A 25,467-nucleotide genomic window follows, 5' to 3' on the forward strand; every position below is an offset into this window, starting at 1 on the left:
CCACAGCCCCTCCACAAGCGGACGCCCACTGTGACATCCATGATCGCCGGGATGCGAGCGGCCCTGCCGGGCGGCCGGAGGACATCGCGGTACGGACGCGTCGTCGGCCGCGGGCCGCTGCCCGACAGGTGGCTTTCGGTCCGTCACTGGCCGAAACCCCTTAGTCGCGCACCGAATTCGGCGTCCCACTGCGCGCCGGGGTCCGCACTCCTATGCTGACCCCCAGTGCAGGAGCCGACCTGGGGGGGTCATGCCTGATGAGGGCAGTGGAAAAGGGAACTTCGGTGTTGAAGTCCGGGGTCAAGAAGATCCTCGGACGCGCCGGGTTCGACATCGTGCGAAGTACCAACAACCTTGAGGGTGTTGACGACTTCATCCCGTTCGAGGCGACGATGCGGGCCGCACGCGCGGCCGGTCTGTCGGTGGGGGACCACATCGACGAGGTGATGAACGGGACGCCCGGTGCGACCCAGTCGACCATCGACAAGCTCACCGCTCTCGGCGTCTTCGCCGCGAATCCGGACACGGTGCTGGAGATCGGCCCCGGGTCCGGGCGGTACCTGGAGAAGACGCTGAAGGAGTGCTCACCGGGGCGCTACGAGATCTACGAGACGGCAGCGCCCTGGGCGGGCTATCTGGTGGAGACCTTCGGCGTGGTCGCCCAGCCGACCGCCGGATCAAGTCTCGCTCCGACGCCGGACGTGAGCGTCGATCTCGTGCAGGCACACAAGGTCTTCAACACCGTGACCTTCCTCTGTGCGTGCCGCTACTTCTTCGAGATGGCGCGGGTGACGCGGCCCGGTGGGCGGATCGTCTTCGACGTCATGACGGAGAACTGTCTGGACCCGGAGGCCGTACGCACCTGGGCGAAACAGGGCGGGGCGGGGCACGGCTCCTATCCGGCCGCCATGCCCCGCCGCGCCTGTGTGGATCTCTTCGCGACCCTCGACTGCAGCCTGGAGGCCAGTTTCCTGGCACCCATGGGGGTCGCCTCCACCGAGGTTCTCGTCTTCGCGAAGGGGACCTGAGGCCCGGAAGGGCCGTTGGCGCACACTCCGCCCGGCCGCACACCCCGCCCCGCCGCACGCATCGCCCCGCCGCACGCCGCCGGGGCGGTCGGGCGACCGCTTCAACAGGGGTTCACAGCAAGCCTGTTGGGGATCGGTCAGGGGGCTTGATGTGCGGTTGAAAGCCGGTGTCGAGAGGCCGGAGAAGTCCGGTCATCACCGGTCACAAGGGGCGTTCTCCTGGTCGTTTACCCGCAGTGGTGAGCGATTGGTGGACGCTTCCGCAAAGCCTCAGCACGAATTTCACACATCCTCTCTCCATCTCGGCGCCAGTGGTCTAGATTGACCGTGCTTCAGCTGTTCGGACATGAAGCGACCAAAAATGATCAATAGGTCCGGTGCTTCGAACAAGTAGGAGTTACGTCCCCGACGCACGACATCGGAGACCGGCGGGGACTCTGAGTCCCCTGCCACCAGGGTGGGTTGTTCCAGTAACACCGCAGTGGTTCGAGAAGTCATGCGCGGGCGGCACGGGCCTCCCCCGCAGCAGAACAGCGCGGCGCACGGGCCGGGGGGCTCGCGCGTAGAGGAACAGTGCGGGGGCCGGGGGGCTTCCCGGGGGGAGGGGCAGTGTCGGGCGAGCGCGTCGAATCACTGGCGACCTGGGGGGTCCCGTGCAGCGAGGGGATTTAGTCAGCCCGTTTCCGCCGGCGCGAGGGCGCCTGAGGAACGGGACCATCACCCGGCCCCTGATCGACTGGGAGCAGCGGTACCGACGTACCGTCATCACCAGCGACACCGTGGCCACCGCCGTCGTCGCACTGACGATAGGCAACTTCTTCGGGGCCGGGGACGCCGCCAACTGGCACGAGAAGTGGATCATTCTCGCCTTCGGCACCGAACTGCTGGTGCTCGGGGCACTCGCGACGAGCCGGGCCTGGGCGCCCGCCGTCCTCGGCCAGGGTGCCGAGGAGTTCCGGCGGCTCGGACGCTCGCTGTTCGCCGCGATCGTCGTACTCGCACTCGGCGGCATCGCGCTCACCTCGCGCAACATCAAGCTGTGGATCTTCGTCGCGATGCCCGCCATCGCGCTCGTCACCATGACCGCGCGGTATCTGCTCCGCCTCTGGCTGCACAGGCAGCGCAAGGAGGGCAGGTGTCTGCGGCCGGTGCTCGCGGCCGGGAGCGTGGAGACCGTACGCGATCTGATCGCCAGGACGCGTAGGTTCCCGCACCTCGGGTGGCGGGTGGACGCGGTGTGCACGACGGACGGACTCGGCCCCGACGGCGCCCTGTTGGACGGCGTGGCGGTGGTCGGCCGGCTGTCGGACGTCGCCCATCACGTCCGCCGCGACGACTACCGGGTCGTCGCCGTCACACCGGACCCGCACTGGTCCCCCGACCGGCTGCAGCGGCTGGCCTGGAACCTGGAGGGCCGGGACGCCGAGATGGTGGTGGCTCCGGTGCTGATGGAAGTGGCCGGACCCCGGCTGCACGTCGACGCGGTGCTCGGGATTCCGCTGTTACGGGTCAGCATGCCGACCTTCTCGGGCGGCCACCGCGTGGTCAAGGCGGTCGCCGACCGGCTGGGCGCGGCGGTCCTGCTGCTGCTGTTCGCGCCGCTGATGGTGTGCGTGGCACTGCTCGTCATGGTGGACAGCAGGGGCGGGGCGGTCTACCGCCAGCGCAGGGTCGGCAAGGACGGCCAGGAGTTCACCATCTTCAAGTTCCGCACCATGTCCGCCGGGGCGCACGGGGCCCGTGCCGAGCTGGCCGCGCTGAACGAGGGCGCGGGCCTGCTGTTCAAGGTCCGCCGGGACCCCCGGGTGACCCGGGTCGGAGCGGTGCTGCGCCGGTACTCGATCGACGAGCTGCCGCAGTTGTTCAACGTACTGACCGGATCGATGTCGCTGGTGGGCCCCCGGCCCCCGCTGCCGGAGGAGTCCGCCGCCTACGGCCCGGACATCCGGCGGCGGCTGCTGGTCAAGCCCGGGCTCACCGGCCTGTGGCAGATCAGCGGACGCAGCGACCTGCCGTGGGAGGAGGCGGTCCGCCTCGACCTGCGGTACGTGGAGGACTGGTCGCTCGCCCTGGACGCGGTGATCTTGTGGAAGACCCTGCGTGCGGTGCTGCACGGGCAGGGGGCGTACTGATGCGCGGGGACCGCCGCACGGCGGACACGCGGACCGCAGGCCGGGAGTGCCTGACCGAGGGGAGGGAGAGGTCATGAGGATCAGCGTTTTCGGTCTCGGATACGTGGGCTGTGTTTCGGCCGCGTGCCTGGCCAGCATGGGCCACGAGGTCATCGGGGTGGACGTCAACCAGGTGAAGGTCGACCTGGTGAACGACGGCCGGGCCCCGGTGGTCGAGGAGCGGATCGGTGAGCTCACCGCCGAGGTCGTCAAGGCGGGCGCGCTGCGGGCCACCACCGACGTCCGCGAGGCGATCATGAACAGCGAGGTGTCGCTGGTCTGTGTGGGTACGCCTTCGGAGGCCAACGGCAGCCTGTGCACCACGTACCTGGAGCGGGTCACCGAGCAGATCGGCGCCGCGGTGGCCGAGCGGGGCGGGCGGCAGACCGTCGTGTTCCGCAGCACCATGCTCCCCGGCACCTGTCTGAACCTGCTGGTGCCGATCCTGGAGAAGGCCGTCGGCGGCACGGCGGGCGTGGACTTCGGGGTCGCGGTCAACCCGGAGTTCCTGCGCGAGGGCACCAGTGTGCGGGACTTCTTCGACCCGCCCAAGACCGTCATCGGCGAGTTCGACCGGGCGAGCGGCGACGCGGTGGCGGCGCTGTACGACGCGCTGCCCGGCGAGGTGTTCCGGGTTCCGGTGCCGACCGCCGAGGCGATCAAGTACGCGGACAACGCGTTCCACGGGCTGAAGATCGGCTTCGCGAACGAGCTGGGCGCGGTGTACCGGGCGCTCGGGGTGGACTCGCACCAGGTGATGGACGTGTTCCTGGCCGACCGGAAGCTGAACATCAGCCCCGCCTATCTGCGGCCCGGTTTCGCGTTCGGGGGTTCCTGCCTGCCCAAGGACCTGCGCAGCCTGGTCCACGCGGCGCAGCGGGCCGACGTGTCGGTGCCCATCCTGTCCCATGTGCTGCCCTCCAACTCGGCGCACCTGCAGCGGGCGGTGGAGCTGGTCGAGCGGACCGGGAAGCGCCGGGTGGGCCTGTTCGGCCTGTCCTTCAAGCCGGGCACCGACGACCTCCGCGAGAGCCCGCTGGTCGAGCTGGCGGAGACGCTCTTCGGCAAGGGCTACGACCTGCGGATCCACGACGCGAACGTGAGTCTGTCCCGGCTGATGGGGGCGAACCGCGAGTACATCGAGAGCCGGCTGCCGCACCTGGCGCAGCTGCTCGCGGACTCCGTCGAGGAGGTGCTCGACCACGCCGAGGTGTGCCTGGTCGGCACCAGGGATCCGGCCGTGCTGGCGGCGCTGCCGCACGGCGAAGGACCGGTGATAGTCGACCTCATCCACCTTCCCGACGCCGAGGCGCGTCGGACCGAACCGGGGTACGTGGGCCTTGCTTGGTAACACATCGTCACAGAAGACGGCCGGTGACTCCCGGCCGGCCCGGCGTGCGCTGATCCTGGTGGAGAACCTGTCGGTGCCGTTCGACCGGCGGGTGTGGCAGGAGTGCACGACGCTGCGCGACGCGGGCTGGGAGGTGCACGTCATCTGTCCCCGGGGGGAGAAGCGGGACACCGATCCTGAGGCCGTCATCGACGGGGTGCACATCCTCCGGTACCCGTTGCGCGCGGCCACCGGAGGTCCGGCCGGCTATCTGCGGGAGTACGGATCGGCGCTGTGGCACACGTTCCGGCTGGCCCGCAGGGTCGGCCCGGTCCACGTGGTGCACGCGTGCAACCCGCCGGACCTGCTGTTCCTGCCCGCGCTGTGGCTGAAGCGGCGGGGCACCCGGTTCGTCTTCGACCAGCACGACCTGGTGCCGGAGCTGTACCTGTCCCGGTTCGGACGCGGCAAGGACGTGCTCTACCGCGCCGTGTGCGCGCTGGAGCGGGCGACCTACCGGGCCGCGGACGTCGTGCTCGCCACGAACGAGAGTTACCGGGACGTCGCGGTGCGCCGTGGCGGCAAGCGGCCGGAGGACGTCTTCGTGGTGCGCAGCGCACCGCAGACCGACCGGTTCCAACCGGTGCCGCCGGAGCCGGAGTTGAAGCGCGGCAAGCCCCACCTGCTGTGCTACCTGGGGGTGATGGGCCCCCAGGACGGCGTCGACTACGCCCTGCGGGCGCTGGCGCGGCTGCGTGACGATCTCGGCAGGACCGACTGGCACGCGGTGTTCGTCGGCTCCGGCGACGCCTTCGACACGATGGTGGAGCTGTCCGGGCAGCTCGGGCTCGGCGAACGGGTCGAGTTCACCGGGCGCATCCCGGACGCCGACCTGGTGCGGTACCTGTCCACGGCGGACGTGTGCCTCTCCCCCGACCCGCGCAATCCGCTCAACGACGTGTCGACCATGAACAAGGTCCTGGAGTACATGGCGATGGGCAGGCCCCTCGTCTCGTTCGACCTCCGGGAGGCGCGGGTCTCCGCCGGGGAGGCCGCCGTCTACGCACCCGCCAACGACGAGGGCGAGTTCGCGAAGCTGATCGCGCTGCTCCTCGACGACCCGGACAGGCGGGAACGCATGGGCAAGACCGGCCAGGAACGGGTCACCGGGGAGCTCTCCTGGCAGAATTCGCAGGCATCGCTGCTCGCCGCCTACGCCGCCGCGTGCCGTGCCCGCGCTCCGAGAGGGGCGCGCGGCCGGGTACGGGCAAGGAGGAGGCAGCACCCTTGAGCGAGGACACGATTCGCCTGGCCACGATCGGGCGGATTCTCCGTCGGCGACGGCGGCTGCTCGCCGTCCTCACCGTGCTGGGCGCACTCGTCGGGTTCGGCGCCTCGATGGTGTTCCCGCCGCAGTACGCGGCGTCGGCATCGGTGCTGCTGCCGGGGCAGTGGGACGAGCGCGGGCTGATGACCCAGATGAACATCGCGACCAGTTCGTCGGTGCTCGACCGCACCGCCGCCGGTCTCGGCTGGAGCGGTGTCGGGGGCGACGGGCTGCGCGACCGGGTGGGCGCCAAGGCGTCCGACGGGAACATCATCACGCTCTCGGGCACGGCGGACACCCCTGAGGTCGCACAGCGCCTCACCGACCAACTGGCGCAGCAGTTCGTGGCGTTCGCCGCGCGGCTCACCAGCGGCGGCGACACGGACGCGACCAAGGGGCTCGACGCGCTGCGCAAGAAGGTCGACGAGACCAACCGGCGCATCACCGACCTGGCGAAGGCGGCCGATCCGGGGCGGTCCGTGGAGAGCGTGCAGGCGCGTACCGGGCTGGAGAAGCTGCGTACCTCGCTGGAAGAGGCCATGACCAAGCTGGACCAGGCCGACCCGTCGAACGACAGGACCGGACTGGTCGTCATGGGACCGGCGGCCCGGCCGACCGCGCAGACGCCGCCGACCCGCATCCAGCTGGTGGTCGCCGGGGCGGTGCTGTTCTTCCTGCTGGCGGTCATCGGTCATCTCGCGGCGATGCGGATGAACCGCCGGCCGCGCACCGAGCGGGAGATCGGCGCGGCGCTGGGCGCGGCGCTCCTCGGCACGGTGGACGTGGTCGAGGAACGGGGCGCGCAGCTGCCGGAGGGCGACGGGCCGAAGGCCCGGGTCCGCCGGCTGCTCGGTGCCGATGTCCGGTGGGACGTACCGGTCCCGCAGCGGTCGGCGGACGAGGCCGGCCGGCAGGTCCGCTACCGGCGGGTGTGTGCCCGGCTGCGGGACCGGCATCCGGTGCCGCGCGGGCTGCTGGTCGTCGTACCGGAGGGCGACGGAGTCGCTCGGCGGGCCGCCGCGCAGCTCGTCGCGGAGGCGGAGGCAGAGACAGGGACAACAAGGACAGGGCCAGGGACAGAGACGGCGGCCGAGGCAGGTGAGGGGCTCCCCGTGCTGCGGGTGGTGGAGGTCGCGGTGGAGCGCCCGCTGGTGCCCGACCGGGACGCCGAGTCCGGTGCGCTGGTCGTCCTCAGTGCGGGCCGCTGGACCTCCGACGATCTCGCGGAGATCGCCGGGGCGTGTGCGGACGGCGGGCACGAGCTCGTCGGCGTGGTCGTCGCGGGCACGGTCCGGGACCGTCCGGTACGGTCCTCCGGCCCGCCCCCGGCCACGGACGGTTCCGCTCCGGTTCTCGCGGTCGGCAGCAACGCGACGGGGGGACCGGCGTGACGACGAACACGACCGCGGAGCCGGCTGCGGCCGCTCCGCTCTTCGACCTCCAGGCACTGGTGGTGGCGGTGCGCAGGCGCCGGCTCATCTGGTACGCCACGGCACTCCTGGGACTGGTGGCCGGTGCGGCGCTGGCGGTACTGATGCCGCCGCCGCCCAGCGCGGTGACCACGATCCTGGTCGCGCACCGGGAGGACCAGCCGAACGACACCGGGACGCTGATCCGTACCGACGTCGCACTCCTCACCACCACACGGATCGCGGGCAGCGCACTGGCAACCCTCAAGTCCCCGGAGAAACCGGAGGACTTCATGAAGGACTACCGGGGCACCGGCCTGACCAACAACCTGCTCCGGATCGACGTGTCGGCGAAGACCGGGACGGAGGCGGTGGCCAGGGCGGGGGCGCTGGCCGAGGCGTTCGTGGCGGACCATGTGCGGCGGATGCGGGAATCGGCGAAGGCCGAGGCCGACGCCCTGCTGGAGCAGCGGGACCGGATGCGCGAGGAGCTCACCGAGGTCAACCGGACGATCGGGGACCGGGCGCCGGAGACGAATCCGGGTGCGGCGGCGGGCATCGAGTCGCTCTTCGCCCGCCGGGCCGAACTCACCTCGCGGATCGCCGACTTCGACCAGCGCGCCGCCGAGGCGCGCACCGGCAGGCCCGGGGTGATCGCCGGTACGCAGATCGTGGACGCCCCGCGCGTGGTGCGCCACTCGGTGCCCAGGACCGCGCTCACCAACGCGGGGATCGGACTCGCCCTCGGACTGTTCCTGGGCCTCGCGCTCGCCGCCGTCGGCACGCTGGTGGCCGACCGGCCCGTGCTGCGCCGGGACATCGCGGCGCACCTGGGCGCCTCGGTCATCGCCGAACTGCCGCGCGGGCGGGGCGGGTTGTGGCGGCGCCGGAGGTACCGGGCGGCCCGGGCGCGGCTCACCGCGACCCTCGCCCGTACCGTGCGCAGCGCCGCGGAACCGGTGTCTCTGCTGGAGCTGGGCTGCGCGCGCGGCACCGGTGTGCTGGCGATGGACGTCGCCAGGAAGCTGACGGAGGACGGCCCGGTGACCGTCGTCGACGGTCTGCCCGCACAAAGGCTCGCCGGCCGCACCCCGGCGCCGGGAGATCCGGCCGTGGTCAGCGGCGACAGTGTCCTGGCCGTGTCCGGCCAGGACCGGATCGGCGTCGGCTCGGTGGCACCCGGCACGGCGTGGACCGACCTGCGGTACCTCGGCACCAGGACCGTCCTCGTCGTACGGGCCGGGCACGGCAGCACCGCCTGGCTGCACACCGTGGCACGGCAACTCGCGGACCAGAACATTCCGGTGATCGGCGTGGTGCTGATCGACCCCGACCGGCGCGACCGGACCGACGGCACCCTCTGGGAAGGACCGCACACCGCACGACGTGGCCGGAGCGAGCCGCCGGCCGGACAGAACGGGACGAAGACCCCCCGGCTGGCGGAACGGCACCCGGCGTGGGCCGCACAGGTCCCGGAAAACGACCAGGAGGCTCGGTAACACATGTGTGGCATCGCAGGCACGTACCGCTGGCCGGACGGGAAGGCCGTGACCGACCGGCTCACCGAAACCCTCGCGCACCGCGGCCCGGACGGCTCCGGCCGTTACGGACACAGCGCGGGTGACGGCGAAGTGCACCTGGGGCACCGCCGGTTGGCGATCATCGACCTGACGGGGACCGGCGCCCAGCCGATGGTCTCGGACGGTCTGGCCCTCACGTACAACGGTGAGCTCTACAACGCGCCCGAGCTGCGCACCGAACTGGAAGCGGCCGGGGTGCGGTTCCGCGGCACCTCCGACACCGAGGTCCTCCTGGAGGCCTGGCGGCGCTGGGGCACCGACTGCCTGCCCCGGCTGCGCGGCATGTTCGCGTTCGGGGTCTTCGACGAGCGCACCGGTGAACTGGTGCTCGCCCGGGACCAGTTGGGCATCAAGCCGCTGTTCCTGATGCGGCGCGGCGGAGGCCTGGTGTTCGCATCCGAGCTCAAGGCGCTCACCGCCGCGACCGGCGGATCGCTGGAGGTGGACCACGCGGCGCTGGTGGCCTCGCTCCTCTACTACTGGGTGCCCGATTCACGGTGCGCGTTCCGCGACGCGGAGAAGCTGCCGCCGGGGAGCTGGCTGCGGCTGCGGCCGGACGGCCGGACGGAGAGCGGCCGGTACTGGAACCTCAAGGACGTCGCCGCCGAGGGCCAGGACCGCGCCCGCAGCGGTGAACTCCCGGACCTCGCCGCCGTGGTGGAGGAGTCGACGCGGCGTCATCTGCTCTCGGACGTACCGGTGGCGACGTTCCTCTCCGGCGGTCTGGACTCCAGTTATCTGACCGCCCTCGCCGCCCGCGACCGGCCGGGGATCTCCGCGTACACGATCGGCTTCCGGCCCCAGGACGCCAAGTTCGAGGCGATGCCGGACGATCTGCGGTACGCCCGGCAGGTGGCGGCGCGGTTCGGGGTCGATCTGCACGAGATCGAGATCGCCCCGGACGTGCTCGACATGCTGCCCCGGATGACGTACAGCCTGGACGAGCCGATCGGTGACCCCGCCGCGATCAACACCTTCCTGATCTGCGAGGCCGCCCGGGAGGCCGGGGTGAAGGTGATGCTGTCGGGGATGGGTGCGGACGAGCTGTTCGCCGGGTACCGCAAGCACCTGGCCAACCTCATCGCGCTGCGCTACCAGCGCGTCCCGCGACCGGTGCGGCGCGGGGTGTCGGGGGTCGTGGACCGGCTGCCGGTGGCCACCGCCAAGCGGGGGTACCGGTCGGTGCGGTTCGCGAAGCGGTTCCTGTCCTTCGCCGACCTGCCGGAGGAGACCGCGTTCCGGCGCAGCTACACGATGTACGACCAGGAGGAGCTGCTCGCGCTCATCAACCCGGATCTGGCCGGGACCGTCGACGACGTACTGACCGAGCACGCGGACGTCTACGAGGACAACGACCTGGACGACTTCGTCAACCGCATGTGCCTGGGCGACGCGCGGATGTTCCTGCCCGGCCTCAACCTCGCCTACACGGACCGTTCCAGCATGGCCGCCTCGACCGAGGTGCGGGTGCCGTACGTGGACGTCGAGGTGGTGAAGGCGGCGTTCGCCTTCCCGGGGAGTCGCAAGATCGCGGGCCGGCAGGGCAAGGCCGTCCTCAAGGAGGCCGCCGCCACGATCCTGCCCAAGGAGATCGTGTACCGGCCCAAGGGCCTGTTCAGCGCGCCGCTGCGGGCCTGGATGAGCCGGGACCTGGCGCCGCTGGTGCGCGAGGTGGTCAACGACGGGGTGCTCGTACGGTCCGGCTTCCTGCGGCGCGACGCGCTGGCGCGGATGGTCGCCGAGGACGCCGCCGGGCAGCGGGACTTCTCCAAGCACCTGTGGCACGTGCTGACGCTGGAGTACTGGTACCGGGACGCGGTGTCCGGTTCCTCCGGCGGCACGCGCTCGGCGGCGTAGTGAACGGCTCGGGAACAAGCGCGGTAACAGGCTCGGCAACAGGCTCAGGAACTAGGGGACTTGCGTGAAACAGGTTGTGCAGAACTACAAGAGCGGCGAGCTGGCGGTGCTCGACGTTCCGGAGCCGGGGTGCAAGCCGGGCGGTGTGCTGGTCCGTACCTCGTACTCGCTGATATCCACCGGGACCGAGCTCATGAAGGTGTCCGAGGCCGGCATGTCGATGCTGGGCAAGGCCCGCTCGCGGCCGGACCAGGTGGCCAAGGTGGTGCAGAGCGTGGCCGCCAACGGGCTGCCCGCCACGTACCGCAAGGTGATGGGCAAGCTGGACTCGTACACTCCGCTGGGCTACTCGCTGTGCGGGGTGGTCGAGCAGGTCGGTGCCGGGATCGACGACGTGAAGGTCGGCGACGTGGTGGCCTGCGCGGGCAACGAGCACGCGCTGCACGCCGAGCTGAACTGGGTGCCGAAGAACCTGTACGCGCCGGTACCGGAGGGTCTCGCGCCGCAGCACGCGGCCTTCGGCACGGTCGGGTCGATCGCCATGCAGGGCGTCCGCCAGGGCGAACCGCAGCTCGGCGAGGTGGCGCTGGTGATCGGGCTCGGGCTGATCGGGCAGCTGGTGGCACAGCTGCTGACCGCCTCGGGGGTGCGCGTCGTCGGCGCCGACCCCGACCCGGTGCGCTGCGAGCTCGCCGTCCGGCTGGGCGCGGCGGCCTGCGGTGATCCCGGGTCCCCGGCCGTGGAGGCGGCCGTCGCCGAACTCACCGGCGGGCACGGCGTGGACCAGGTGTACCTGGCGGCCGGCGGCGCCACCAACCAGCCCGTCGAGCTGGCCGCCCGGCTGAGCCGGGACCGGGGCCGGGTCGTCGACATCGGCAAGTGCCGTCTGGACCTGCCGTGGAACGCGTACTACGAGAAGGAGCTCGACGTCCGGTTCTCCCGGAGCTACGGTCCCGGGCGTTACGACCCGGAGTACGAGCTCGACGGGCGGGACTACCCGATCGGCTACGTGCGCTGGACGGAGCGCCGCAACCTGGCGTGCTTCCTGGACCTGGTGGCCAGGGGCAGCGTCGACGTGGCGCCGCTGGTGACGCACGTGGCCGACTTCGACGACGCGGTCGAGACGTACCGGCGTCTGAAGGACGGCGAACTGAAGGCCGTGGCCGTGCTGTTCGAGTACCCGGCGCAGGCCCACGCGGATACGGATATGGAGACGGAGGTTCAGGCTCCGACGGTGGCTGTGCCTTCCGTACGCCGCACCGGCACTGCGCCCGCCCCTGCCGGGGCCGCGAAGACCCCGGTCCGGCTGGCGTTCGTCGGCGCCGGGAACTACGCCACGTCGATGCTCCTGCCGCATCTGGTCGGGCGCGACGGCGTCGAGCTGTCGACGGTCGTCACGACGACCGCGCTGTCCGCGGCCAACGCGAAGCGGAAGTTCGGCTTCGAGGAGGCGACCACCGATCTGGACGCGGTGCTCGGCGACAAGTCGGTCGACGCGGTGTTCGTCGTCACCCGGCACAGCTCGCACGCCGAGCTGACCCGCAAGGCGCTCCTCGCGGGCAAGGCGGTCTTCGTGGAGAAGCCCCTGGCCCTCTCCCAGGAGGAGCTGGCCGGTGTGCTCGACACCGTCGAGGAGTCCGGCAACGACCGGCTCCAGGTGGGCTTCAACCGTCGGTTCGCACCGCTGCTCCAGGAGGCGAAGCAGCGGTTCGGCGCGCGGACCGGTCCGGCGAACCTGCGCTACCTGATCAACGCGGGCACGCTCCAGCAGGGCAGTTGGTACCTCCGCCAGGGCACCGAGGGCTCGCGTTTCGCCGGTGAGGGCGGGCACTTCGTCGACACGGCGAGCTGGCTGCTGGATGCCGACCCCGTCTCGGTGTACGCGGTCGCCGCGCCCGGCAACGACGACCTGACGGTCGTGCTGCGCTACCCGGACGGGTCCACCGCCACCCTCAGCTACGTCACCAACGGCGCGTCCAGCTTCCCCAAGGAGACCCTCGACCTCGTCGGGGACGGCAAGGTGCTGCGGCTGGACGACTTCGTCCGCTCCTCGGTGCACGGGTCGAAGCGGTGGGTGAGCTCCCGGCTGCCCAAGGCCAGGGACAAGGGGCAGAACGCCGAACTGGCCGCGTTCATCAGGGCCGTACGGACCGGCGGGCCCATGCCGGTGCCGCTGGAGTCGCTGGTCGCCACCACGGCGGCCACCCTCGCGGTGCAGACCTCGCTGGCCGGTGGTGCGCCGGTGACCCTGGCGACGACGTGATGGTGACGAGCGCGGGCTGGTACCTGCGCCGGCTGTCCCGGATGGGGCCCCGCGAGGTCGGCGGCCGGGTGAGCGACGTGGTGCGCAGGCGGCGGTGGCGGTCCTCGGTGCCCGACTGCCCCGAGGTGACGGGCGCCCGGTTCACGGCCGTACTGCCCGCAGGGACGCTCGACGCGGTGCCGCCGGACGCCGCGAAGCGGCTGGTCGCCGAGGCGGACCGGCTGATGGCGGGGCACGTCGAGTACTTCGGCGTGGTCCGCGACGACCTGACCGACCCGGACTGGTGGTACGACCCGAAGACCGGGCGCCGGGCGCCGTGGGGCTACGCGTTCGACCTGCCGTACCGCAGCGAGGAAGCCGTGGGGGACATCAAGCAGATCTGGGAGCTGTCCCGGCACCAGTACCTCACCGTGCTCGCCGCCGCGTACGCGCTCACCGGGCACGAGCGGTACGCCGAGCGGGTGGCCGAGCACCTGAAGCTGTGGTGGTCGGCCAACGCGCCGCTGCGCGGGGTGCACTGGATCAGCGGCATCGAGCTGGGCATCCGGCTGCTGTCCTGGGTGTGGCTACGCAGGCTGCTCGACGGCTGGTCAGGCGCGGCCGCCCTGTTCGAGGACAACCCGGTGGCCCGCAACCAGATCTGGCACCACCAGCGCTGGCTGGCCGCCTTCCCCAGCCGGGGTTCGTCGGCGAACAACCACATCATCGCGGAGGCGGCCGGGCAGTTCGCGGCGGCCTGCGCGTTCGGCTGGTTCCCCGCCTCGGAGCGCTGGCGCGCGGACGCGCTGCGGTCGCTGGAGCGGCACCTGCGGAGCAACACCTTCCCCTCGGGCCTCAACCGCGAGCTGGCCACCGAGTACCACGGGCTCGTCCTGGAACTCGGCCTGGCGGCGGTGGCCGAGGCGGACGCCGCCGAGGTACCGGTCCCCGACACGGTCCGGCTGGTGCTGCTGCGGATGACCGACGCGCTCGCGGCCGTCGTGGACGACGGGCTGCGGCCGCCGCGCCAGGGGGACGCGGACGACGGGCACGGGCTGGTCGTGGACGGTACGGGCACCGACCGCTGGGCCTCGCTGCTGGCCACCGGGGACGCCGTGTTCGGGCGGCTCGACTGGTGGCCGGAGGTGACCGCGTCCGATGTGCGCACCCCGCTGCTCGCCTCGCTCGTCAGGCCGTACGGCGTGACGGCGACCGGGCGCGCGACGGCGACGGCAGCCGCATCCGCACCCGTCGTGGCCCGCCCCGTTGCCCGCCCCGCGAGCCGGCCCGTCCACTTCGCCGACGCGGGGATGACCGTCCTGCGCGGTCCCGGGGGAATCTGGTGCCGCTGCGACGGCGGTCCGCACGGGTTCCTGTCGATCGCCGCGCACGCCCACGCGGACGCGCTGTCGGTGGAGGTGCGGCACGACGGGGTCGACGTGCTCGCCGACCCGGGTACGTACTGCTACCACGGGCAGCCAGAGTGGCGGCGGTACTTCCGCTCCACGCTGGGCCACAACACCCTTGAGCTCGGCGGCGCCGACCAGTCCGGTTCCGGCGGCCCGTTCCTGTGGACCCGGCACGCCCGCAGCCGGGTGCTGGTTCCCGGCACGTCGGGTGCGGGGGTGCTCCGCTGGTGCGCCGAGCACACCGGGTACCGGCGCTCTGTGCACCGCCGAAGGGTCGAACTGGCCACCGCAGCAAAGGAGTTGCGGGTGGTCGACGAGGTGCGCGGCGCGGGCGGGGCGGTGCGGCTGGCGTTCCACCTCGGTCCGGCGATCTCCGCGGACCTGGTGGGGAACTGGGCGGTGCTCACCTGGTCCAAGGACGGCGAGGACCGCACCGCGGTGCTCGACCTGCCCGGTCAGCTGCGCTGGCGGGCGCACCGGGGCGAGAGCGATCCCCCGCTGGGCTGGTACTCCCCCGGCTTCGGGCGCAAGGAGCCCGCCACCACCCTGGTCGGCACCGGATTCGCCGACGGTTCGGGCGGGTTCACGACCGTACTCAGGTTCAGCGACTAGACGACGAGCGACAAGCAACAAAGCAACGACGAGGGACGAGGGGGGAAAGCGTGGGGAACAAGTGGCGGCACTGGGCAGCACCGGCGGCACCGCTGGTGCTGGTCCTGCTGGCGGCGACCGGCTGTACGGGCACGCCGGACACCCCGGGAAACCCGAGCGGGAAGCCGTCCGGCGCTCCGTCGGCGTCGGGCGGTTCCGCCCTGCCCGTGGCCAGAGTGTGCGCCAAGCCCGCGCCGGGACCGGCGACGGCGCCCGCGGGCGCGGTGACGGTCGACCCCTCGGTGGTCGGGGACCTCGCCGCGAAGACCAACAGCAGCCCCGCGAACACCACGTTCTGGCTCCGGCCCGGGACGCACAGGCTGGTGCCGGAGCAGTACGCGCAGGTCATCCCCAAGAAGGGCAACCGCTATCTCGGCGCGCCGGGCGCGGTGCTCGACGGCCGCCGGGTCAACCAGTACGCGTTCGGCGGTGAGGCCACCGGCGTCACCATCGGGCACCTGACGGTGCAGGGTTTCATCGCGCCGCACGACGAGGGCGTGGTCAACAACTCCTCGTCCGACGGATGGGTGATCGAGCACTCGACCATCCAGAAGAACTCGGGCGCCGGGATGATGGCGGGCGCCCGCCAGCAGGTCCGCGCCAACTGCCTGCGCGACAACGGGCAGTACGGGATGAACGCGTACAAGAAAGGCGACTCCATCCGGGGCCTGGTGGTGGAGGGCAACGAGGTCGTGGGCAACAACACCGGCGACTGGGAGAAGAAGAAGCCGGGCTGCGGCTGCACCGGCGGCATCAAGTTCTGGGCCGTCAACGGCGCCGACATCAGGGGCAACTGGGTGCACGACAACCGGGGCACCGGCCTGTGGGCGGACAACAACAACAACGACTTCCTCTTCGAGAACAACGTCCTGGAAGCCAACGACGGCGCCGCCCTGATGTACGAGACCAGCTACAACACGATCATCCGCAACAACACGATCCTGCGGAACAACTGGGTCGACAGCCGCGAACTGGCGGAGCGCGGCGACAACTTCCCGTACGCGACGGTCTACATCTCCGAGGCGGGCGGCGAACCACGCATCAAGGCCCGTACGGACAGGATCGAGATCTACCGGAACGTGCTGGAGAACAACTGGAACGGGATCACTCTGTGGGAGAACTCCAACCGGTTCTGCAACAGCCCCGCCAACACCTCGACCGGGTACTGCACGCTGCTGGTGAAGGACACCAAGCGCTGTGCACAGCCCGCGATCGCCTCCCCGCCGCTCTACTCCGACTGCCGGTGGAAGACCCAGCGGGTGGACATCCACGACAACCGCTTCGTACTGGACAAGTCCGTCGTGAAGTGCAGGGCGGAGTGCGGCCTGATGGCGGTGCTGTCCAACTACGGCACCTATCCCGACTGGTCCCCGTACAAGGCCAAGAAGGTGTCCCAGGACCTGCTGCACAAGCAGGCCAACCGCTGGCACGACAACGTCTACGCCGGTCCGTGGAGCTTCGTCGCCGACGACCCCGACCAGAAGCTGGAGTCCGGCAAGTGGCAGGGGGCGCCGTACGGGCAGGACAAGGGCAGCAGTTTCACCGCACGGGCCGGTGGTTGAGGTGAGCGCGCACCTGTCGTACGGCGGGCTGCCCGGAGCGCGGGACACGACGCGGGAGCTGCCCGGCGCCGAGGCGCACCACGCCCCCGCGCCAAGGACCGTCCAGGTGGCCTGGGCGCTGCTGGGCCTCAACGTGCTGGGCTCCGCCGGGGCGCAGACCATCTTCCCGATCCCCCGCTCGCTGATCCAGATGGTCACCATGGGCTCGCTGGTGGCCGCGTTCGCGCTGGCGCTCGCGGTCAATCTGCGGCTGCGGATCCGGGCGAGTGCCTTCCTGCTGCTGCTGACGCTGCTGCTGGTGCCGAGCGTGCTCTCCAGCGCGGACCTGGACTCCGGGTTCGGCGCGCTGTTCCGGTGCGGCAGGCTGGCGCTGTTCGTCACCACGCTGTGGCTGCTCAGCCGCTGGTGGGACGGCAGCCTGACGTTCGTCAGGACCCACATCCGGATGTACTTCGTGGTGCTCGGGTCGGCCGCCCTCGGGCTGGTCATCTCCCCGGGCGCGGCCATGCCCGAGCTGTACGGGGGGCGCCTGGTCGGCGCGTTGTGGCCGCTCACGCCGCCGCAGATCGGGCAGTACGCGGCGGTGATCGTCGGGCTGACCGTGCTGTTGCTGCTGGGCCGGCGGACGACGGGGGCGAGCGCGGCGCTGATCATCGTGCCCTCACTGGCCCTGCTCGCGCTGAGCCACACCCGTACGGCGACGATCGGGCTGCTGGTGGCGCTGGTGCTGGCGATCGGCTCGCTGCTGATGACCAGTGCGGCGGCCCGCCGGTTCTTCACCTGGGCGGTGGTGTGCGCGACGGTGGCCGCGGTGGGGTTCGCGTCCGCGTTGCAGGCGTGGTTCCTGCGCGGGCAGTCCCAGGAGTACTTCACCAGCCTCACGGGCCGGGCGAAGGTCTGGGACGCCCTGCTGTCGGCGCCCCGCTCGGGCCTTGAGGAGATGTTCGGCACGGGCCTGGGCGACAAGTCGTACGGCGGGCTGCCGATCGACAACAGCTGGCTGGCCGTCTACTCCGAGCAGGGGCTGGCCGGCACCGCGATCGTGGTGGGGATCTTCGTGGTGCTGGGCGGTGTCGCGCTGCTGCGGCCGCCGTCGCTGCCGAGGGCCTGCGCGATCTTCCTGATCGTCTACGTCGCGATGTCGTCGTACACCGAGGCCGGTCTGGGCGACGCATCCGCGTATCTGCTGCATCTGGCGCTGGCCGCCTCGCTGCTGGCCGTGCCCGCCCCGGCCGCGCCGTTCCCCGTATCCTCCCCGGCCGCACCGCTCCCGGTGTCCGCCGCCGGGCGACGACGTGTCCCGCACTGGGCCCGGAAGCCGAAGGTGAGCTGAACCATGCACGTCATCGTGGTGCACAACCGCTACTCCTCGGCGCAGCCGAGCGGGGAGAACCGGGTCGTCGACCAGGAGGTGGAGCTGCTGCGCGCGGGCGGCCACCGGGTCGAGCTGTTCGAGCGGCGCAGCGACGACATCGCCGCCCGGTCCCTGCCGGGCAAGGTCGCGGTGCCGCTCCTGGTGCCGTGGAATCCGGCGGTACGGGGAGAGTTGGCCGGCCGGCTGCGTGCCGAGCGGCCCGATGTGGTGCACATCCACAACGTGTTCCCGCTGCTGTCGCCCGCAGTGCTGGCGGCCTGCGCCGACGCCGGCGTGCCGGCCGTGGCCACACTGCACAACTACACCCAGGTCTGCCCGCCGGGCACGCTGCACCGGGAGGGCCGGCTGTGCACCGAGTGCGTCGGCACCACGGTGTCGCTGCCCGCCGTCCGGCACGGCTGCTACCGGAACTCCCGGCTGGCGACGGTGCCGCTCGCGGTCAACCTCGCGATCAACCGGCGGCGTTGGTGGTCCGGGGTGGAGCGGTTCTTCTGCATCTCGCAGGCGCAGCGCGACATCCTGGTGCGTTCCGGCATGCCCGCGGAGCGGCTGGCGGTGAAGCACAACTTCGTCCCCGATCCGGGGGTCCGCAGGACGGGCGACGGTGAGCACCTGCTGTTCCTCGGCCGGCTCACGGAGTCCAAGGGGGTGCGGCTGCTGATGACCGCGTGGGACGCGCTCGCGGCGGACGGCGGTGTGGGGGTGCCGCTGGTGCTGGCAGGCGCGGGGCCGATGGAGCGGGAGGTGACCGCCTGGGCGGCGGGCCGCAACGACGTGCGGTACGTCGGTCTGTACGACCCGGACCAGTGCAGGCAGGCGGTCGCGCGGTCGGTCGCCGTGGTGGCTCCCTCGATGGCTCTGGAGACGTTCGGGCTGGTCGTCGCGGAGGCGATGGCGGCCGGGGTCCCTGCGGTCGCGGCGGGGCACGGCGCGTTCGTGGAACTCGTCGAGGACGGGGTGACCGGTCTGCTGCACGAGCCGGACGATCCCGCCTCGCTCGCGGACCGCATCCGCCGGATCACGGCGGGGCCCGAGCGCGCCCGGGAGATGGGTCTGGCTGCCCGGCACCGTTACGAGCAGGGGTTCAGCCCTGCCGTCGGTCTGGAGCGCCTGGTGGAGGGGTACCGGTCCGCGATCGCGGGCCGGGCGGGCGGCGGGGAAGGTGCGCCGCCGGCAGGAACAGGCACAGGCACGGGAAACGGAACAGCAAACGGAACCACTGGCTCGCGACGGGGCACCCGCGCGGGCAGGGATGGGGGAAGAAGATGACTCGATGCCGACTCTGCGGCTCGGCGGCGATGGGGAGCGTCGTCGACCTGGGGGCGACCCCGCCGTGCGAGAGCTTTCTCACGGCGGAACAGGTGGACCAGCCGGAGCAGACGTACCCGCTGCACCTGCGGGTCTGCACGGAGTGCTGGCTCGCGCAGATACCTCCGCTGATCACCCCGGAGGAGACGTTCACCCAGTACGCGTACTTCTCCTCCTACTCCACCTCGTGGGTGGAGCACGCGCGCACCTTCGTCGACGGTGCGGCGGCGCGCCTCGGTCTCGGCACCGGGTCGTTCGTGGTCGAGGTCGCCAGCAACGACGGGTACCTGCTGAAGCACGTGGGTGACCGGGGGATCCGCTGCCTGGGCATCGAGCCGTCGGTGAACGTCGGTGCCGCCGCGCGGGAGGCGGGGGTGCCCACGCTCACCGCGTTCCTGGACCCGGCCACCGGCAGTGCCGTCCGCGCCGAGCACGGCCCGGCGGACCTGGTCGTGGCGAACAACGTGTACGCGCACATCCCGGACGTGATCGGGTTCACCCGGGGGCTGCGCGCCCTGGTCGCGGACGACGGCTGGGTCTCCATCGAGGTGCAGCACCTGCTGACGCTGATCGAGGAGAACCAGTACGACACGATCTACCACGAGCACTTCCAGTACTACACGGTCGCCTCCGCGATCCGGGCGCTGGCCAGCGGCGGGCTCGCCCTGGTGGACGTCGAGCTGCTGCCCACGCACGGCGGTTCCATCCGGCTGTGGGCGCGGCCCGCGGAGGTGGCGGGCGAGCCGAGCCGCCGGGTGGCGGAGGTGCTCGACCGGGAGAAGGCGGCCGGGCTCCAGGAGCTGTCCGGGTACACGGAGTTCTCCGCCCGGGTGGCCAAGGTGCGCCGGGACCTGCTGCGGTTCCTCGTCGAGGCCGCCGAGCGCGGCGAGACCGTCGTCGGGTACGGGGCCCCCGGCAAGGGCAACACGCTGCTCAACCACTGCGGGATCCGGCCCGACCTGCTCCCGTACACGGTCGACCGCAACCCGTACAAGCACGGCAGGTTCACCCCGGGCAGCCGCATCCCGATCCTGCCGCCCGAGCAGATCTCCGCGGACAAGCCCGACTACGTACTGGTGCTGCCCTGGAACCTGCGGGACGAGCTGATCGAGCAGCTTTCGTTCATCCACTCCTGGGGCGGCCGGCTGGTCTTCCCCATTCCGGAACTGAGCATTGTCGAGGTCTCCTCATGAAGGTCGTACTGTTCTGCGGCGGTTACGGGATGCGGATGCGCAACGGCACCGCCGACGACGTGCCCAAGCCGATGGCGATGGTCGGCCCGCGACCGCTGATCTGGCACGTCATGCGCTACTACGCGCACTTCGGGCACACCGAGTTCATCCTGTGCCTGGGGTACGGGGCGCACCACATCAAGAACTTCTTCCTGAATTACGAGGAGACCACGTCCAACGACTTCGTCCTGCGGGGCGGAAGGACCGAGCTGCTGTCCACGGACATCGCCGACTGGACGATCACGTTCGCGCAGACGGGCATCGAGTCGCCGATCGGTGAGCGGCTGCGCCGGGTGCGCCACCACCTGGACGGCGACGAGATGTTCCTCGCCAACTACGCGGACGTGCTCACCGACGCCCCGCTGCCCGAAATGATCGACAGGTTCGCGGCGCGCGACGCCGGGGCGTCGATGATGGTGGTGCCGCCGCAGTCGTCGTTCCACTGCGTGGAGCTGGGCGAGGACGGCCTGGTGGGCGGCATCACGGCGGTGAGCGACATGCCGCTGTGGGAGAACGGCGGTTACTTCGTGCTCCGCCAGGAGGTCTTCGACCACATACCGGAGAACGGGGACCTGGTCGCCGACGGCTGCGGTCAACTGGCCAAGCAGGGGCGGCTGGTGGCACATCAGCACCGCGGCTTCTGGAAGCCGACGGACACCGTGAAGGAGCGGGCCGCGCTCGACGACGCGTACACCCGGGGCGAGCGCCCGTGGGCCGTGTGGGAGCGCGACGGCATGCGGGTGGGCGCGTGATCCGGCTCGGGGCCGGACGACGGCCGGCGAGCGTGGTCGCGGTGGGCGCGCACTGCGACGACCTCGCCATCGGGGCGGGTGGCACCCTGCTGACGCTGTGCCGGGCGCGGCCGGGAATCCGGGTCGACGCGCTCGTCCTCACCGGTGGGGGCAGTGCACGTGAGCAGGAGGAACAGGCCGCGCTCGCCGCCTTCTGCCCGGCCGCCGATCTGCGGCTGACCGTGCTCAAGCTGGCGGACGGCCGGCTGCCCGCGCAGTGGGAGGAGGCCAAGGCCGCCGTCGAGGAGCTGCGCGGGCGGACGGAGCCGGACCTCGTGCTCGCGCCGCGCACCGACGACGCGCACCAGGACCACCGGGGCCTGGCGCAGCTGGTTCCCACCGCGTTCCGCGACCACCTCGTGCTGGGCTACGAGATCGTCAAGTGGGACGGCGACCTCGGCCGGATGGGCGCGTACCAGCCGCTGTCCCCGGAGATCGCCGAAGAGAAGGTACGGCTGCTGCAGGAGCACTATCCCTCGCAGCGGCACCGTCCCTGGTACGACCGGGAGGCCTTCCTCGGCCTCGCCCGGATCCGCGGTATCGAATGCCACGCGCGCTACGCCGAGGCGTTCGCCGTCACCAAACTCACGCTCAATCTGGGGGACTGAAAAGTGCGCGTACTTCTGACGGGACACCAGGGCTACCTGGGCACCGTGATGGCCCCGGTCCTCGCCGCCGCCGGGCACGAGGTCGTCGGCCTCGACTCCGGCCTGTTCGCCGACTCCGTACTGGGCCCGCCGCCCTCGGACCCGGCGGGGCACCGGGTGGACCTGCGCGACGTCACGGCGGAGCACGTGGCCGGGGTGGACGCCGTGATCCATCTGGCCGCGCTGTCCAACGACCCGCTGGGCTCCCTCGCCCCCGACCTCACCTACGACATCAACCACCACGCGTCGGTGCGCCTTGCCCGGCTGGCCAAGGACGCCGGGGTGCGGCGGTTCCTGTACGCGTCCACCTGCTCGGTGTACGGGGCTGCCGGGGGCGGCGGCCTGGTCGCCGAGGACGCCCCGCTGCGCCCGGTGACGCCCTACGCGGAGTCCAAGGTGCGGGTGGAGGACGACCTGCACGCGCTGGCGGACGGCGACTTCACCCCGGTGTACATGCGCAACGCGACCGCCTTCGGCTACTCCCCCAGGCTGCGCGCCGACATCGTGCTGAACAACCTGGTGGGCCACGCCCTGCTGTCCGGCGAGGTCCTCGTGCTGTCCGACGGCACTCCCTGGCGCCCGCTGGTGCACGCCGCCGACATCGCCCGGGCCTTCACGGCCGCGCTGGACGCGCCCCGGGACGCGGTGCACGACCGGGCGTTCAACATCGGCAGCGAGATCAACAACGTCACCGTCGCCGAGATCGCCGAGAAGGTCGCCGAGGCGGTGTCCGGCGCCAAGGTGGTGATCACCGGGGAGAACGGTGCCGACCCCCGGTCGTACCGGGTGGACTTCTCCCGGTTCCGCAGCGCGATCCCGGGCTTCGACTGCGAGTGGACGGTGAAGCAGGGCGCCCTCGAACTCGCCGACGCCTACCGCGAGTTCGGCCTGACCCGGGAGGACTTCGAGCAGCGGTTCACCCGCCTGGCGGTGCTGCGCGCGGCGTCCGAGGCGGGCACCGTCGACGACACCCTGCGGTGGCGCCGATGACCTCGGCGGGCGAGGAGATGCACGCCCTGGTGGAGCGGCTGTACCCGCTGTGCCGGAGCATCACCGGCGACGGGGTGCGCGCCACCCTGGACATCGTCGGCGAGTACGTACCCCTCCAGGTCCACGAGGTGCCCACGGGTACGCAGGTGCTGGACTGGACGGTGCCGCAGGAGTGGAACATCCGGGACGCGTACGTCGCCGACGCCTCGGGAAACCGGGTGATCGACTTCGCCGCGTCCAGCCTGCACGTGCTCGGCTACAGCGCGCCGGTGGCCCGGACCATGCCGCTGTCCGAGCTGCGCGCGCATCTGCACACGCTGCCGGAGCACCCGAACTGGGTTCCGTACCGCACCAGTTACTACAAGCCGGAGTGGGGGTTCTGCCTGTCCCAGGAGACCCTGGACTCGCTGCCGGACGGCGAGTACGAGGTGCGCGTCGACTCCACGCTCGCCGACGGTCATCTCACCTACGCCGAGCACGTGGTGCCGGGGCAGGTCCCGGACGAGGTGATCGTCTCCTGTCACGTCTGCCATCCGTCGCTGGCCAACGACAACCTGGCCGGCATCGCGGTGGCGACGTTCCTGGCGCGCGCGCTGGCGCGGGAAACCCCGTACTACACCTACCGGTTCATCTACGCCCCCGGGACGATCGGGGCGATCACCTGGCTGGCGCGCAACCGGGAGCGGATCGAGCAGGTGAAGCACGGGCTGGTGCTGGCGTGTGCCGGTGACCGGGGGCAGCTGACGTACAAGCAGAGCAGGCGCGGCGACGCGGAGATCGACCGGGTGCTGCGGCACGTACTGGAAGGCTCTCAACGCCCGCACCGCATCGCCGAGTTCAGTCCGTACGGCTATGACGAGCGGCAGTACTGCTCCCCCGGGTTCGACCTCGGGGTGGGCTCGCTCAGCCGGACCCCGTACGCCGGTTATCCGGAGTACCACACCTCGGCGGACAACCCGGACTTCGTCTCCCCCCAGGCGATGGAGGACACGCTGTCCGTCTGCCGCGAGGCGTTCGGCGTGCTCGACCGCAACCGGCGGTACGTCAACCTCAGCCCTTACGGGGAACCGCAGTTGGGGCGGCGCGGGCTGTACGAGTCGCTCGGCGGACGCAGTGACGCGCAGCAGGCGCAGCTGGCCATGCTCTGGGTGCTCAGCATGTCCGACGGCGAGCCGAGCCTGCTGGACGTGGCCGAGCGGGCGGCGCTGCCGTTCGAGACCGTCGCCGCCGCGGCGGACGCCCTGCACGGTGCCGGGCTGATCAAGGCATGAAGCCGATGTCCACCGAGGAGGAGAAGGCGACGCCACCGGCACGGGAGGGGTCCGGCAGGCGGGCCATGGCCGGGCGGCTGTCCTGGGGGCTGGCCGACCAGGCGGCCTCCAGCCTGACCAACTTCGCGGTGGGCATCTATGTGGCGCGCTCGCTGGGGCTGACCGCGTTCGGTGTGTTCAGCCTGGCCTGGCTGACCTATGGCGTGGTGCTCAACGTCGCGCGCGGGCTGGCCACCGACCCGCTCGTGGTGCGCTTCAGCGGGGCGCCGCAGGCGTCGTGGCGCGCGGCGGCGGGCCGCTCGTCGGGGGCCGCGCTGGGTGTCGGCATCGCGCTCGGCGCCCTGTGCCTGCTGGTCGGGCTGGCCGTCGGGGGCCCGGTGGGGCCCGCGTTCGTCTGGCTGGGCGTCGTACTGCCGGGGCTGCTGCTCCAGGACGCCTGGCGGTTCGCGTTCTTCGCCGCGGGCGCCGGGCGCAAGGCGTTCGTCAACGACCTGGTGTGGGGCGTCGCGCTGATCCCGGCGATGGTCGTGGCGGCCCGCGTGGGCAGTGTGGCGGCCTTCGTGCTCGCCTGGGGGGCGTCGGCCGCGCTGGCGGCGCTCTACGGCTGCTTCCAGTCCGGGATCCGGCCCCGGCCGGGCCGGGCGCTCGGCTGGCTGCGCGAGCAACGCGACCTCGGGCTGCGGTACTTGGCCGAGAACGTCAGCCTCAGCGGTGCGAGCCAGCTGCGGGCGTACGGGCTCGGCGCGATCGCCGGGGTCGGCGCGGTGGGTGCGGTCCGGGGCTCGGAGCTGCTGCTCGGCCCGTTCCTCGCCGTCCTGATGGGCCTGTCGCTGGTCACCGTCGCGGAAGCCGCACGGGTGCTGCGGCAGTCACCGCACCGGCTGGGCAGGTTCTGCGCGCTGCTCGGCGGCGGGCAGGCCGGTGCCGCGCTGCTCTGGGGCGGTGCGCTGCTGCTGATGCCCGACCGGCTCGGCGAGCTGGTGCTCGGCGGTGTCTGGCCCGCCGCGTCACAACTCATCGTGCCCGCCGTGCTCGGCGTCGCGGGCGCGGGCCTGGGCACCGGTGCGGCGGCCGGGCTGCGCGCCCTGGCCGCCGCCCGGCGCAGCCTGCGCTGCCAGCTGTTCGCCTCCGCCGCCTACGTGGGCGGCGGCCTCGGCGGGGCGGCCCTGGGCGGCACGGTCGGCTCCGCCTGGGGCGTCGCCGCCGCGACGCTGAGCAGTTCGGCGCTCTGGTGGCTGCAACTGCGCGCCGCCCTGCGCCACCCCACACCCCCATCCGTGAAGTGAG

The 25,467-nt window shown here is 71.7% G+C and carries 18 protein-coding genes; all 18 read left to right on the forward strand.

Annotated features, from left to right (window positions below):
* Window positions 1–257: 257 nt before the first annotated feature.
* The 18 genes from ACZ5PB_RS13370 to ACZ5PB_RS13455 all read left to right on the forward strand — a co-directional run bounded on the left by ACZ5PB_RS13370 (window position 258) and on the right by ACZ5PB_RS13455 (window position 25,466).
* Window positions 258–1,028, forward strand: a complete 771-nt coding sequence (locus ACZ5PB_RS13370) for a methyltransferase domain-containing protein (RefSeq protein WP_468690614.1) — start codon at window positions 258–260, stop codon at window positions 1,026–1,028.
* A gap of 653 nt (window positions 1,029–1,681) precedes the next feature.
* Window positions 1,682–3,160, forward strand: a complete 1,479-nt coding sequence (locus ACZ5PB_RS13375) for a sugar transferase (protein WP_468690615.1) — start codon at window positions 1,682–1,684, stop codon at window positions 3,158–3,160.
* A 73-nt stretch (window positions 3,161–3,233) separates the two neighbouring features.
* Window positions 3,234–4,550, forward strand: a complete 1,317-nt coding sequence (locus ACZ5PB_RS13380; RefSeq protein WP_468690617.1) for a nucleotide sugar dehydrogenase — start codon at window positions 3,234–3,236, stop codon at window positions 4,548–4,550.
* On the forward strand, window positions 4,540–5,820 hold the full coding sequence (locus ACZ5PB_RS13385; protein ID WP_468690619.1) for a glycosyltransferase family 4 protein: 1,281 nt from the start codon (window positions 4,540–4,542) through the stop codon (window positions 5,818–5,820). The genes ACZ5PB_RS13380 and ACZ5PB_RS13385 overlap by 11 nt, the downstream gene beginning before the upstream one ends.
* Window positions 5,817–7,247 carry a Wzz/FepE/Etk N-terminal domain-containing protein gene (locus ACZ5PB_RS13390; protein ID WP_468690621.1) on the forward strand — a complete coding sequence of 477 codons (1,431 nt, stop codon included), beginning with the start codon at window positions 5,817–5,819 and terminating at the stop codon, window positions 7,245–7,247. Before ACZ5PB_RS13385 ends, ACZ5PB_RS13390 begins: the two co-directional genes overlap by 4 nt.
* Window positions 7,244–8,764 carry a Wzz/FepE/Etk N-terminal domain-containing protein gene (locus tag ACZ5PB_RS13395; protein WP_468690623.1) on the forward strand — a complete coding sequence of 507 codons (1,521 nt, stop codon included), beginning with the start codon at window positions 7,244–7,246 and terminating at the stop codon, window positions 8,762–8,764. Before ACZ5PB_RS13390 ends, ACZ5PB_RS13395 begins: the two co-directional genes overlap by 4 nt.
* A 3-nt stretch (window positions 8,765–8,767) precedes the next feature.
* Window positions 8,768–10,702 carry an asparagine synthase (glutamine-hydrolyzing) gene (gene asnB, locus ACZ5PB_RS13400; protein WP_468690625.1) on the forward strand — a complete coding sequence of 645 codons (1,935 nt, stop codon included), beginning with the start codon at window positions 8,768–8,770 and terminating at the stop codon, window positions 10,700–10,702.
* A gap of 64 nt (window positions 10,703–10,766) precedes the next feature.
* Window positions 10,767–12,965 carry a bi-domain-containing oxidoreductase gene (locus ACZ5PB_RS13405; protein ID WP_468690626.1) on the forward strand — a complete coding sequence of 733 codons (2,199 nt, stop codon included), beginning with the start codon at window positions 10,767–10,769 and terminating at the stop codon, window positions 12,963–12,965.
* On the forward strand, window positions 12,965–14,965 hold the full coding sequence (locus tag ACZ5PB_RS13410; RefSeq protein ID WP_468690888.1) for an alginate lyase family protein: 2,001 nt from the start codon (window positions 12,965–12,967) through the stop codon (window positions 14,963–14,965). The genes ACZ5PB_RS13405 and ACZ5PB_RS13410 overlap by 1 nt, the downstream gene beginning before the upstream one ends.
* A 50-nt stretch (window positions 14,966–15,015) precedes the next feature.
* Window positions 15,016–16,566, forward strand: coding sequence for a right-handed parallel beta-helix repeat-containing protein (locus ACZ5PB_RS13415; RefSeq protein ID WP_468690627.1), 1,551 nt, complete (start codon window positions 15,016–15,018; stop codon window positions 16,564–16,566).
* A gap of 58 nt (window positions 16,567–16,624) precedes the next feature.
* Window positions 16,625–17,899 (forward strand): O-antigen ligase domain-containing protein, encoded by a 1,275-nt coding sequence (locus ACZ5PB_RS13420; RefSeq protein ID WP_468690890.1) that lies wholly within the window; start codon window positions 16,625–16,627, stop codon window positions 17,897–17,899.
* 3 nt (window positions 17,900–17,902) lie between these two features.
* Window positions 17,903–19,210 carry a glycosyltransferase gene (locus ACZ5PB_RS13425; protein WP_468690629.1) on the forward strand — a complete coding sequence of 436 codons (1,308 nt, stop codon included), beginning with the start codon at window positions 17,903–17,905 and terminating at the stop codon, window positions 19,208–19,210.
* Complete coding sequence (locus ACZ5PB_RS13430) at window positions 19,207–20,442, forward strand: class I SAM-dependent methyltransferase (protein ID WP_468690631.1); 1,236 nt, start codon at window positions 19,207–19,209, stop codon at window positions 20,440–20,442. The genes ACZ5PB_RS13425 and ACZ5PB_RS13430 overlap by 4 nt, the downstream gene beginning before the upstream one ends.
* Window positions 20,439–21,233: a sugar phosphate nucleotidyltransferase gene (locus ACZ5PB_RS13435; RefSeq protein ID WP_468690632.1), complete on the forward strand. Its 795-nt coding sequence runs from the start codon at window positions 20,439–20,441 to the stop codon at window positions 21,231–21,233. The genes ACZ5PB_RS13430 and ACZ5PB_RS13435 overlap by 4 nt, the downstream gene beginning before the upstream one ends.
* The gene (locus ACZ5PB_RS13440; protein ID WP_468690634.1) at window positions 21,230–21,880 is read left to right on the forward strand and encodes a PIG-L deacetylase family protein; all 651 of its coding nucleotides are present in this window, start codon (window positions 21,230–21,232) and stop codon (window positions 21,878–21,880) included. Before ACZ5PB_RS13435 ends, ACZ5PB_RS13440 begins: the two co-directional genes overlap by 4 nt.
* 3 nt (window positions 21,881–21,883) lie before the next feature.
* Window positions 21,884–22,909, forward strand: coding sequence for an NAD-dependent epimerase/dehydratase family protein (locus tag ACZ5PB_RS13445; protein WP_468690636.1), 1,026 nt, complete (start codon window positions 21,884–21,886; stop codon window positions 22,907–22,909).
* On the forward strand, window positions 22,897–24,180 hold the full coding sequence (locus ACZ5PB_RS13450; protein ID WP_468690638.1) for a DUF4910 domain-containing protein: 1,284 nt from the start codon (window positions 22,897–22,899) through the stop codon (window positions 24,178–24,180). The genes ACZ5PB_RS13445 and ACZ5PB_RS13450 overlap by 13 nt, the downstream gene beginning before the upstream one ends.
* Window positions 24,177–25,466, forward strand: a complete 1,290-nt coding sequence (locus ACZ5PB_RS13455) for a hypothetical protein (RefSeq protein WP_468690639.1) — start codon at window positions 24,177–24,179, stop codon at window positions 25,464–25,466. The genes ACZ5PB_RS13450 and ACZ5PB_RS13455 overlap by 4 nt, the downstream gene beginning before the upstream one ends.
* The last annotated feature ends 1 nt before the right edge of the window (window position 25,467 follow it).

This window comes from Streptomyces sp. NPDC032721 (genome assembly GCF_055579625.1).

Coding starts and splice junctions, on each gene's coding strand:
- ACZ5PB_RS13370 (WP_468690614.1), top strand. CDS start 258: ATGAGGGCAGTGGAAAAGGGAACTTCGGTGTTGAAGTCCGGGGTCAAG.
- ACZ5PB_RS13430 (WP_468690631.1), top strand. CDS start 19,207: ATGACTCGATGCCGACTCTGCGGCTCGGCGGCGATGGGGAGCGTCGTC.
- ACZ5PB_RS13435 (WP_468690632.1), top strand. CDS start 20,439: ATGAAGGTCGTACTGTTCTGCGGCGGTTACGGGATGCGGATGCGCAAC.
- asnB (WP_468690625.1), top strand. CDS start 8,768: ATGTGTGGCATCGCAGGCACGTACCGCTGGCCGGACGGGAAGGCCGTG.
- ACZ5PB_RS13455 (WP_468690639.1), top strand. CDS start 24,177: ATGAAGCCGATGTCCACCGAGGAGGAGAAGGCGACGCCACCGGCACGG.
- ACZ5PB_RS13425 (WP_468690629.1), top strand. CDS start 17,903: ATGCACGTCATCGTGGTGCACAACCGCTACTCCTCGGCGCAGCCGAGC.
- ACZ5PB_RS13410 (WP_468690888.1), top strand. CDS start 12,965: ATGGTGACGAGCGCGGGCTGGTACCTGCGCCGGCTGTCCCGGATGGGG.
- ACZ5PB_RS13380 (WP_468690617.1), top strand. CDS start 3,234: ATGAGGATCAGCGTTTTCGGTCTCGGATACGTGGGCTGTGTTTCGGCC.